2 pseudogenes are annotated in these 269 nt (G+C 57.2%); both read right to left on the bottom strand.

Annotation, left to right across the window (positions count from 1 at the left end):
• Positions 1-134 (bottom strand): annotated as a pseudogene (locus SB822_RS57520) (MFS transporter); the annotation flags it as partial.
• A 50-nt stretch (positions 135-184) separates the two neighbouring features.
• Positions 185-269 (bottom strand): annotated as a pseudogene (locus SB822_RS57515) (short-chain dehydrogenase); the annotation flags it as partial.

Genomic DNA, 269 nt, shown 5'->3' with positions numbered 1-269 from the left:
CCGAGATAGCACAGCATCAGAAACGGAATCAGCCTGCGGCTTACCTTGGCGTAGGTGCGCGATTCGAAGCTCGTCGCGTCTGAGTGCGCCAACACTTCGCCGTCGATAGCAGAAGCGGTGTATTTCGATTTCATGTTTGTCTCCTTCCATGTGCCCTGGGTGAGTCCCAGGTGCGAGGCGTCCGTCAATGAATGAGCATGCCGCCGTTCACGTCGAGCGTGATGCCCGTGAGATAAGTGGACAGATCGCTCACGAGAAAGAGGCACGCG

It is taken from the genome of Paraburkholderia sp. SIMBA_054 (assembly GCF_046534875.1).
GTDB classification, from domain to species: domain Bacteria; phylum Pseudomonadota; class Gammaproteobacteria; order Burkholderiales; family Burkholderiaceae; genus Paraburkholderia; species Paraburkholderia hospita.
This window is presented reverse-complemented; position numbering and strand designations above follow the sequence as displayed.